We start from the raw sequence: 10,820 nt of genomic DNA on the forward strand, positions 1-10,820 counted from the left end.
TTTATTTATTTAATTGAAAGACTGTCTGTAACTCAGCGGTGTTTTATCGGTTTTCTTTTTAAACAGCTTGTTGAATGACTGCGGATGTTCAAATCCCAGGGCATAAGCTACTTCAGATACAGAAAAACCTGTGGTAGTAAGGTATTCTTTAGCCTTCTCGATCAGTTTTTCATGAATATGCTGCTGGGCATTCAATCCGGTAAGGTTACGAAGCATATCACTCAGATAATGGGGTGACAGATTGAGTGTGGATGCCAGAAATTCCACCGTTGGAAGCCCTTTATTTAATGTTTCCTGCTCGTTAAAATACTTTTCCAGCACTACATCCATTTTAGCCAGCACATCATTATTAACCGCCTTTCTTGTGATAAACTGTCTTTTATAGAAACGGTTGCTGTAATTGAGAAGCACATCAATATAAGAAACAATAACGTCCTGACTCACTTCATCAATAGCTGTATTTAATTCATTTCCAATATTATCCAACAAGCCTGTTATCGTTGTCTTTTCCTGATCAGACAAGTGCAGTGCTTCATTTGTATCATAAGAAAAGAAACCAAAGTTTTTGATATTCTTTGCCAAAGGATAACTTCTGATAAAATCCGGATGTACCAGCAAAGTATACCCGCAGTATTCTGCATTCTCATCCGTGGAAAGAACCTGTCCGGGTGCTGTGAACATCATGCCTCCTTCATTGAAGTCATAATATCCCTGTCCGTAACCCATTTTTCCCACCGTGGAATATTTATACGAGATCTTATAAAAATTCAGGATAAAGCTTCTCTTCAGCATATCTTTTCTGATGCTCATTTTCGTATTATCCACAAGGCTTACCAACGGATGAAGCGGCTTGGGCAGCTGCAGCATATCGTGCAATTCTGATATGGATGAGATCTTCAGTGGAATATTATCTTTCTTTTCCATGATATAAAATTATAAATTATTGGAGTAAAAAGACAGTACAAATGTAATTTACTTTATACTGTCTTTCAAAACTGATTACATAAACTGTTTTCCGAACTGCTCTCTGAATGCTTCATCACCTAGTTCAAGACGCTGCGCATAGATGGCTTTAGCATCCTCTCCGGCCACATATCTCAGTTGTTTTTTACCATCTGTTGCAGCCTCATAGACTACTGCTGCAATCTGTTCCGGCGTAGAAGCCGCTTCCATCATTCCTTCCATTTTAGAAAACAGAGAATTCGTCATCTCTTCATAAGCAGGACTGGATGCTGAGTCCAGAGAACGGCTTACAAAATCCGTCTTGATTCCTCCGGGAGAAACAGTTTTAATATCAATTCCCAAAGTATTAAGCTCAAAAGCTAAGCTTTCACTCCACCCTTCAAGCGCCCACTTGGTTGCGTGATAAGTAGAACCTAATGGGAATGCTACCAGTCCTCCTATAGACGTTGTAGAAATGAACATTCCTTTTTTCTGTTCTCTGAAGTAAGGAATAAATGCCTGTGTAACGCGTATAACCCCTAATAAATTCGTGTCCAGCTGTTTGACGATCTGATCATCAGAAAGCGCTTCCAAAGGTCCTATAAGGCCATATCCTGCGTTATTATACACCACATCGATGTCTCCAAGTTCAAGAGCCTGCTTTACAGTAGACTTAATCTGTTCCGGATTGGTAACATCCAGCGGAAGTACTGTTACATTCTCCAAAGCCGCAAGATCAGCCGCTGCTTCAGGGTTTCTCATAGTGGCGATTACTTTCCACCCGTTGTTTTGAAATAATTGGGCAGCTGCTTTTCCTAATCCTGTAGAAGCACCAGTTATAAAAATTGTTTTCATTTTTCTTGATTTAAAATTACAGGACAAAGTTCTGCATTACAACAAACGCCAGAGTTGCCAAAATGGGGTAAGGTGTAGCCAAAACGGATTCTTCAATACATTTGTTTTTTGTAAGTTTGTCCCGATCTATTTTTATGGCAGAATATATTCTTGACAATATCAATATCAGTACACTTTCCGTATATGACCTGCTGAAACATACTTCAGACAGTGCGTTTATCGGGATCAGGGATTTTCGTGAGATCTATCCTGTAGCTATTGAAAACAATACAGGAATATTTACAAAAGAGTCTTCATTACATGATTTTCCGGTGGTTACCATCAGCAAAATAAACAGCTCTCTGCTTTGTTCCTGCACCTGCAGCAATGAAAAGAACCAGCTTTGTTCTCATCAGGCAGAAATAATCCACTGCATTATTGAAGATAAAAACTATCGCCTGTTTTTTGATGAAGCACTCCGCAAAAAAAACTTTCTTCCTAAAGCAAAAGAATATGGTCTGGAAGATGAGCCGGATCTGGATCAGTATTTTGAACTGGAATATACTGAAGGCAAAATTAAAATACAGCCCAGAATCAAAGAAATGCTTCCTGCAGATGATGTGATGCTGACAAGGGATCTTCTTCCTCAGCTTCCTTCTCAACTGGATGAGCTGGCCATACTGGAAACAGGTAAAAAGCAGATATTGGTGATTGGTAAACACCGTTACTACAATCATATGACCTTCTCTCTGATGGAGGCAGAAATAACGCAGACAGGAAAGCTCAAAAATCCCGTAACTCCTGTAGATGCCATGCGGCTTATCTGGAAAGCAGAAAAACCTGCAGACATCAAATTTTATACTGCCATTACTACTTTTCAGAATAACTATAATGAAGATTACAACCCTGCAGAACTTGAAGCGTTAAAACTTATTGTACAGAATCCTCTGGAACTGGAAGTGTATTATCACGACCGGGAAATCGCAGAAACGGTTTCTTCAAAATCACTTTCCCAGGTTGAATTAAATACTTTAGATGCCGAGGTTCAATTATCTGTATTTAAGAAAGATCCGTTTTTTGAAATCACCGGAGAACTGTTGTTTAATGACATTGCTCTTCCATTTAAAAATATAGTTCTCAGAAATGAGTATTTTGTGTATAACCGAAACATTTTCAGCTTTGTAGACAATCCGGACATGCTCAGAATCATCCGGTTCTTTAAGGCTCATAATGAAATTCTACTGGTTCATTCTTCAAAATATGAAGCTTTCATGCAGGACATTCTGTCTGCTTTAGAAGAACGTATCCATATTAATTACAGCTACATACAACCTGCAACGAAAGTACAGCTTGAAGACAAGAATTATCATACTGAAAAAGTCATTTATCTCCGTCAGCAGGAAAATTATATAGGAATTACTCCCGTCATGAAATACGGTGATGTGGAAGTTCCGGTCTATTCCAGGAAGCAGCTCTTTGATACCGATCATAATGGAAATCCATTTAAAATAGAAAGAAATGAATCAGCTGAAGCCCGTTTTACTTCTTTGGTGATGCAGCAGCATCCTGATTTTGAAGATCAAATGGACGGCTACCAGTATTTTTATCTTCACAGGGATAAGTTCCTTGATAACAACTGGTTTCTTGAAGCTTTTGAAACCTGGAGAAACGAAGGGATCATCATACTTGGCTTTAACGAATTAAAAAACAATAAATTAAACCCTCACCGGGCAAAAATCAATATTCAGATTACCAGCGGACTGGATTGGTTTAATGCTAAGCTGAAAGTGGGATTTGGTCCCAAAGAAGCTTCTCTGAAACAGCTTCACCGGGCCATCCGGAATAAGAGTAAATTCGTCCAGCTGGATGACGGCAGCATGGGAATTCTTCCCGAAGAGTGGATGGAAAAGATAGCTGCTTACTTCAGAGCAGGAGAAATTGATGAAGAGCTTTTAAAGATTCCGAAAATCAATTTTTCGCAGGTAACGTCACTGTTTGAAAAAGAAATTTTGAGCAAGGAGATTCAGGAAGAACTCACCTTCTATTCCACAAAATTTTCAAAAGTAAAAAACATTCCTGAAGTAGCTGTTCCCGCTGAACTGAATGCTGAGCTGAGAGATTATCAGCATGACGGACTCAACTGGCTTAATTTTCTTGACAGTTTCAACTTCGGAGGATGTCTTGCAGATGATATGGGGCTTGGAAAAACCATTCAGATCATTGCTTTTATTCTTTCACAGAGGGAAAAAAGAGGCCACACCACCAATCTGATTGTGGTTCCTACTTCCCTGCTTTTCAACTGGCAGGAAGAGATCAGCAGATTTGCACCTTCCATAAAAGTTCTGCTTCATTATGGGGCAGACCGTCCAAAAACAATAGCTCATATGCTTGATTACGAAGTAGTTCTCACCACCTACGGAATGCTGCTTTCGGACATTCAATTTTTGAAAAATTTTAATTTCAATTATGTATTTCTGGATGAATCACAGGTGATTAAAAATCCTAATTCAGAAAGATACAAAGCCGCAAGACTTCTTCAATCAAGAAACAGAATTGTACTGACCGGAACTCCTGTCGAAAACAGCACTTTTGATCTTTACAGCCAGCTTTCTTTTGCCTGTCCGGGATTATTGGGAAGCAAACAGTATTTTAAGGATATTTATGCCATTCCAATTGATAAATTCGAGTACAGCAAACGTGCCTTAGAGCTTCAGCAAAAGATAAAGCCATTTATCCTCAGAAGAACAAAGAAACAGGTTGCCAAAGAACTTCCGGATAAAACAGAAACAGTAATCTACTGTGAAATGAATACGGAACAGCGCAAAATTTATGATGCTTATGAAAAGGAGCTTCGAGAATTTATTGCCGCCAATGATGACGATTATCTGAACAAAAACAGTATGCACGTCCTTACAGGGCTTACGAGGCTCAGACAGATCTGTAATTCCCCTGTTCTGATGAAAGAGGGATATTCCGGTGAAAATGCCGTTAAAATCGAAATTCTGATGGAGCAAATCCTTGGAAAATCCAAAGATCATAAAATCCTTGTTTTCTCACAGTTTGTCGGAATGTTGGATCTGATCAAGACTGAGCTGGAACGCCACAATATTCAGTTTGAATATTTAACAGGTCAAACGAAAGACAGAGGTGAAAAAGTAGCTCATTTTCAAAACAATGAAGATATCCGTGTATTTTTGATCAGCTTAAAGGCCGGAGGTGTCGGTCTCAATCTTACCCAGGCAGATTATATTTATCTTGTAGATCCATGGTGGAATCCTGCAGCTGAAAACCAGGCTATTGACCGAAGTTACCGTATAGGACAGACCAAAAATGTAATTGCGGTAAGGATGATCTGCTCCAATACTGTAGAAGAAAAAATACTTACCCTTCAAAAGAAGAAAAAAGAACTAGCTCAGAATCTGCTGACTACAGATGGAAAGAAACTTCAGGGATTGTCTAAACAGGATTTGATGGATTTACTGGCCTCTGAATCGTAATATAAAAGCTTAAAACCAGCCAATAAAAAAACCGACAGGTAAAAACCTGTCGATTAAAAAACAAAAATTGATATGGATATGATTTAGATATGATGTGTCTATTTTTTAATAATCTTTTCTGTGACTGTTTTCTGATTTTTGGTGTGAATTTTAATCAGATAGGTTCCCGGAATAAAATTGTCCATTGAAACTGTCATCGAATTCCCTTCCAGCATCTTTTGTCCGGACATGTTATAAATTTCATATTTCTCCAATCCTTCTTTCATCTTGATTGTTATAGAATTAGCGGTAGGATTTGGATATATTGTAACAAGAGTCGATGCCTCTTTAGAAATGTCAAGGGTTGAAAGACTTTCAGGCTGAATATTTATAGTGTAATCTTCTGCCTGTCCGATAAACCATTCTGAAGGACACGGAAGATTCTTCAAAGCTCCCATCCAGGAATTGGATTCATAGGCTTTTACCAGTCTGAAACGGGTTTCTCCCAACTGTGCTCCGGCTGGAATGGTGATATAGCCTGTTGTAATCCCGGACTGCTGGCCGGGAACCGGATTGGAATTATCCAGATAGCCCAGATTAAACTGCTCATCAGCATCAAACTGATTATTATGGTTAAAATCAATATAAGCATAAGCGGATACGGTGGTTTGGCCATGGGTACCACCTGTAACACTTATTGGATAGCTATTTCCAAGGTTCACATTAAAAACTGTTGCTGTAAAGTTTTCAAGTACATCAGAATTCCCGTCAAGTGCACTGTTTCTAATAACTCCGGCAAACTCTACCGTACTGATCTCACTCACGGTTGAACTTGTAATGTTTTCAGTACCGCAATAAGGAGCAGGAAAATTTAGGGTATTCCCTATGATATTCACTGTATAATCTTCCGCCTGCCCTGCTCTTAAACTGCTGTCACAAGCTGAACTGATAGAATTAGCCGCTGCCGGATTTGAATAAGCCTGAACATTGGTATTTTTAAGAACCCTCATTCTTGTACTTCCATTAGCAGCATTGGCAGGGATTGCTATGGTATTATTAACTGTAAAAGCATTGGCCGGATTAGCTGCATCAAGTCTTCCGATATAAAAGCTCTCTCCTGCATCATCAAAATTTCCGTTCTGATTAAAGTCTATAAAAACAACTACATCACTTGGAAATGTACTGGATGGCCCTTTCACAGATATCGGGTAAGAACTTCCCGACTGCAGATCTGTAGATATTGCCGTAAAATTCTCATAAATTTGTGCATTGGAGGACTGAACAGGTGATGAATTATTAATCGTTCCGAAAGTCACATTACTGATCATATTGCTGTCAGCTCCATACTGAAAGGTTGGCATACAATATTGCAGCTGCGCATTCATCAGCGATGCAAGTACAATACCAGAAAGAGTAGTTATTTTTTTCATTTTCTTTGTTCAATTTCCTGAGACAAATTTATATTTATTTAGAATGAATAAAAATAAGAATGTAATGATATTTGTCAGTTTAATAAAAATAGAGCTTTAACCTTTCGTCTGTACTCATTGAATATTCTGTTTGACCAATGGATAATCAATCTGTTACCAACGCAAAAGATCCTTCTCAAATTTAACTTTAAGAAAGATCTTTTTTAATATAATAATTGGAATCTAAAGTATTTTATCCCTTTTAGCCTATACTTTCAATAAGAACGGCGGAAGCGCCTCCTCCTCCATTACAGATGGCGGCAATTCCATACTTTCCTTTTTCCTGGCGTAAAACATTCACTAAAGTGGTCATAATTCTTGCTCCTGAAGCACCGATCGGATGTCCCAATGCCACTGCTCCTCCGTATACATTTACCTTGCTGATATCATATCCTAGAATTTTCTGATTGGATAGAATTACTGAGGAATACGCTTCATTAATCTCGAAAAAGTCGATATCAGATAGACTAAGACCGGTTTGTTTCAACAGTTTCTGAATAGCGATGGAAGGTGAAGTAGTAAACCATTCCGGTGCCTGTGCGGCATCTGCATAGGCTATTATTTTTGCCAGTGGTTTTAAATTATGTTGCTCTATTGCTTCAGAAGACGCTAGTAAAAGGGCTGCAGCACCATCATTCAGATTGCTGGAATTGGCTGCTGTAAGTGTTCCGTCGGCTTCAAATGCAGGTTTCAAAAGGGAAATTTTCTCTGGGATCAGTTTATCAATATCTTCGTCTTTACTAACGATTGTAGTTCCTTTTTTACTTTCAATCGATATAGGGATCAATTCGTTGCCAATCTTGTCGTTTTTTGCCGCTTCCTGAGCTCTCTGGTATGAGAGAAGGGCATAATCATCAAGTTCCTGTCTGGTAAGTCCATATTTTTTCACGCCTAATTCCGCTGCACTTCCCATGTGGAAATCATTGTAGACATCCCATAGCCCGTCTTTAATCAATCCATCAGTAAGATTCGTATCTCCCAGTTTTATTCCCCGGCGGATTTTGACATAATGCGGAACGTTGCTCATGCTTTCCATTCCTCCCGTCATAACAATATGATCCATTCCAAGCTGAATCTGCTGTGCACCCATCATCGCCGATTTCATTCCGGAAGCACAAACTTTGTTGATTGTTGTGGCGTCTTTATCTACAGGAATTCCGGCAAAGATAGCCGCCTGCCTTGCTGGTGATTGTCCCAATCCGGCACTCAGCACATTTCCCATATATACACTGTCTATATGTTCCGGAGCAAGTCCGATACTTTCATAAGCATTCTGAATGACTAAAGCCCCCAGCTGAGGTGCTGTAAATCCTGACAGACTTCCCATAAAACCACCAATCGGGGTTCGTTTTGCTGCTACTATAAATACTTCTTTCATAGATTTTATTTTTAATATACCGATCAGTATATTTTTGATTAAAAAAATCCTTTTTATATTGACAAAGGAATATAACAAAGATAGTTAAAATATACCAATCGGTATATTATTAAATGATAAAAAATCTTACTTTCTGGGTAAGATTTTATTATTTATGCTCTGCTTAGCTGATCGAGTTTTTTTAATAATGTAGGAATCCTATAAGCTCCATGCATTTGCTCTACTTTCGACTGAACTTCATCTACATTCATTCCTCTGGCAGTAACAAATAGCGGAGTCTTACTTTCTCCACGAAATACGCTTCTCCGCTGGAAATCCGGTGTTGTAAATTCATTTTTTGCAATCCCAACTATAGGATACTTTTCTTCCAGTTCTTCATACAGATGACCACCCAGACCAATTTTCCCGTGATCATCCAAAGTGACGTATCCATCCACAATAATGATATCTCCGGATTTTAATGTAATTTTCTTCAGCAGGCTTACAATACAGGGTAATTCTCTTTTATAGAAGGCTCCGCTTTCATATTCTGAACTCACAGGAGTTTGTTCTATAAAAGTTTCCACTTCTTTTTCAGAGGTCCAGTCTTCAAATGCAATACACACAGTATTGGCATAATCCTCGTAATAATAGGTATCAAATGCGTAAATCATATTTCTTTCTTAAAAAACTCACCGAAGTGCCACAATATTCCTGATGGATCATGTACAAAGCACTCTTTCCCCCAATCCATCGCTCTTACAGGAGTAAGCCTCACATTTTCATATTTTTCTGTAAGCTCCAGAGACAAGAGTTCTTTCCAGAATTCATCAGTATTGGCAACTTCCATAAAGATCATGGTATTATCCACCCAGTCTTTTGCATAATAATCCTGGAGATAAAATCCGATTTCTTCTCTTATAAATAAAGACAATTTAGATTCCAGAACCACTTCTTGAAATCCCAGGTCTCTGTAAAAATTTCTGCTGATCTCAAAGTTTTGTGCTCCGATAAAAGGTCTGATAGATTTCAGTTTTGGTATCATAATTTTTTATTTTTCCAGTTTTCAGAGATCATTTCAAACTTAATTTCTCCTTTTCCATGGGTTCCAGCTGTCTTCCATCCAGATTTTCTGTAAAAGATTTCAGCCCTTGTTCCAGGTGAAGTACCCAGCCATACGGAATCTTTGTTTTGTTCAAAATACCAGTTGAGCATGATATCATGAAGTTTTCTACCCAATCCCTGGTTTTCAAAATCAGGATGTACAAAGAGCGCCCAGATATTGTTTTCTTTCAGATCTGCAATGGAAAAACCAACGATCTGATCTTCAACCTCATAAACCCAACCTTTTCCTCTTTGAAACAGAAACTCTTCACAATCTTTATCAGTAACCAATCCAGGATCTGACAGCATGTTTTCTTTCACGGAGTTTCTCACAATCAGTATTTGTGGAATATCTTCTGGCCTTGCTTCCCGGATTATCGTTTTCATGGTAATATTTTTGTTGGCAAGTTTATGGGAATGATTTTTTTTAACCCTTGTCAAGGTTTAAAACCTTGACAAGGGTTAGAATCAACCCGAATTAAAATTGGTAATTATTTTCTGTCAACCACAATTCTTTCTTCCCTGTTGGCAATATCCCATGCTGTTGTAAAGATGAGCTGGGTCCTTTTTTCCAACAATTGATAATCAATCTTTTCGGGATCGTCACCTGGTTTGTGATAGTCTTCGTGAATACCGTCAAAGAAGAAGGCTACAGGAATATTATGTTTAGCAAAATTATAGTGGTCTGAACGGTAATACAATTGTTCAGGATCATTCAGATCATCGTATTTATAATTCAATTCCAGATTGTTGGTCCTTTTGTTAGCTGCTTCGTTAATGACTTTAAGCTGAGAGCTTAACATATCAGAACCGATTACATAAACATATTGCTTACCTCTGTTGGCAGGATCATCACGTCCGATCATATCAATATTAAGGTCAACAACGGTATTGGCTAATGGAAAAACGGGGTTTTCGGAATAATATTCTGAACCGAAAAGTCCATGTTCTTCTCCTGTAACATGGAGAAACAGGATTGATCTTTTAGGCCCTTTTCCTGCTTTTTTAGCTTGTTGGAATGCTTTTGCTATTTCCATTACAGCAACGGTTCCGCTTCCGTCATCATCTGCTCCGTTGTATACTACTCCGTTTTTTGTACCTACATGGTCATAATGTGCCGAAACCACTACAATCTCGTCGGGTTTTTCACTTCCTTCAATAAACGCTAAAATATTTTCAGAATCCGGAAGGTTACCTCCTCCTCTTTTCTTCATGAATTCAGACGGTACTTTCTGATAGTAAGAGCCTAGTGCTTTAGGAGCTGAAATACCCAGATTTTTGTAATAATTAATCATATACTCACCCGCTTTTTTCTGTCCTTTGCTTCCGGTGTCCCGCCCTTCCATATCATCTGCTGCAATAACGTACAGGTTTTTCTTTAAATCCTCTGCATTAATCTCTTTATAGGCATTGTTAAATGCTTTGTTATGTTTTGTTGAAACAGGATGTGAAGCGTTTCCGTCAGCTATTTTTGCCGTTCCGCAACTGGTTACTACCGCCATGGCCAATAACGGGATAAGTATTTTTTTCATAAAGAATAAATTTCTTAAAAATAACAATTTTTATTGAATCCCCGCATTGATAATCAATCGGACAAAATAATATACAGGTCTGGGTCTTTTTAAACTATTGGGGGGG

Annotated in this window: 9 protein-coding genes; 1 reads left to right on the forward strand and 8 read right to left on the reverse strand. The window is 38.4% G+C overall.

Annotated features, from left to right (window positions below):
- Nucleotides 1–9: 9 nt before the first annotated feature.
- Both LIV57_RS12320 and LIV57_RS12325 read right to left on the reverse strand, forming a co-directional pair.
- Nucleotides 10–924 (reverse strand): helix-turn-helix domain-containing protein, encoded by a 915-nt coding sequence (locus LIV57_RS12320; RefSeq protein WP_123278399.1) that lies wholly within the window; start codon nucleotides 922–924, stop codon nucleotides 10–12.
- Between the two features lie 75 nt (nucleotides 925–999).
- Complete coding sequence (locus LIV57_RS12325) at nucleotides 1,000–1,797, reverse strand: SDR family oxidoreductase (RefSeq protein WP_227942818.1); 798 nt, start codon at nucleotides 1,795–1,797, stop codon at nucleotides 1,000–1,002.
- 134 nt (nucleotides 1,798–1,931) lie between these two features.
- Between LIV57_RS12325 and LIV57_RS12330 the strand changes: the two genes are divergently transcribed.
- Nucleotides 1,932–5,273 carry a DEAD/DEAH box helicase gene (locus tag LIV57_RS12330; protein WP_227942819.1) on the forward strand — a complete coding sequence of 1,114 codons (3,342 nt, stop codon included), beginning with the start codon at nucleotides 1,932–1,934 and terminating at the stop codon, nucleotides 5,271–5,273.
- A gap of 98 nt (nucleotides 5,274–5,371) precedes the next feature.
- Here LIV57_RS12330 and LIV57_RS12335 read toward each other — a convergent pair whose 3' ends face one another.
- The 6 genes from LIV57_RS12335 to LIV57_RS12360 form a co-directional block, all read right to left on the reverse strand.
- Nucleotides 5,372–6,682 carry a T9SS type A sorting domain-containing protein gene (locus tag LIV57_RS12335; RefSeq protein ID WP_227942820.1) on the reverse strand — a complete coding sequence of 437 codons (1,311 nt, stop codon included), beginning with the start codon at nucleotides 6,680–6,682 and terminating at the stop codon, nucleotides 5,372–5,374.
- A gap of 241 nt (nucleotides 6,683–6,923) precedes the next feature.
- Complete coding sequence (locus tag LIV57_RS12340; protein ID WP_227942821.1) at nucleotides 6,924–8,099, reverse strand: acetyl-CoA C-acyltransferase; 1,176 nt, start codon at nucleotides 8,097–8,099, stop codon at nucleotides 6,924–6,926.
- 152 nt (nucleotides 8,100–8,251) lie between these two features.
- A complete protein-coding gene (locus tag LIV57_RS12345) occupies nucleotides 8,252–8,752 on the reverse strand; it encodes an endonuclease V (RefSeq protein WP_227942822.1) in 501 nt (166 codons plus the stop codon).
- On the reverse strand, nucleotides 8,749–9,123 hold the full coding sequence (locus tag LIV57_RS12350; protein WP_227942823.1) for a glyoxalase: 375 nt from the start codon (nucleotides 9,121–9,123) through the stop codon (nucleotides 8,749–8,751). Before LIV57_RS12350 ends, LIV57_RS12345 begins: the two co-directional genes overlap by 4 nt.
- Entirely contained in the window at nucleotides 9,120–9,569 is a 450-nt protein-coding gene (locus LIV57_RS12355; protein WP_227942824.1) for a GNAT family N-acetyltransferase, read from the reverse strand. The genes LIV57_RS12350 and LIV57_RS12355 overlap by 4 nt, the downstream gene beginning before the upstream one ends.
- Nucleotides 9,570–9,673: 104 nt before the next feature.
- Entirely contained in the window at nucleotides 9,674–10,714 is a 1,041-nt protein-coding gene (locus LIV57_RS12360) for a M28 family metallopeptidase (RefSeq protein WP_227942825.1), read from the reverse strand.
- Nucleotides 10,715–10,820 lie beyond the last annotated feature (106 nt).

The organism is Chryseobacterium sp. X308 (genome assembly GCF_020733145.1).
GTDB lineage: Bacteria > Bacteroidota > Bacteroidia > Flavobacteriales > Weeksellaceae > Chryseobacterium > Chryseobacterium cupriresistens.